1 pseudogene is annotated in these 255 nt (G+C 47.8%); it reads left to right on the top strand.

From position 1 onward, the window contains the following. Positions 1-255 (top strand): annotated as a pseudogene (locus tag LDN30_RS16310) (IS1634 family transposase); the annotation flags it as partial.

Here is a 255-nt window from a genome sequence, read left to right as displayed (position 1 = left end):
ACGGCAGTGGACTTCTTCAAGAACTCGCCAAGGTTTGGAATCTCGACGATGCGAAGCGCCTCTATATCATAGCCTTGCTCCGTGCTTCATATGGAGACATCATGAACCGTGACTTGCAGGTACAGTATCTATGCTCATTTGCATCAGAGATGTATCCGGGAGTTCATTTGTCTGAGACGGCAGTGTCCGGATTCCTTGTGGAGATAGGCAAGGCATACTCCCTTATCTGTGAGTTCATGCGCAATAGAGTGAATA

This window comes from Prevotella lacticifex (assembly GCF_019973375.1).
In the GTDB taxonomy this organism is placed as follows: domain Bacteria; phylum Bacteroidota; class Bacteroidia; order Bacteroidales; family Bacteroidaceae; genus Prevotella; species Prevotella lacticifex.
Note: the sequence above shows the minus strand (reverse complement) of the source record. Positions and strands in the feature narration are given on the sequence as shown.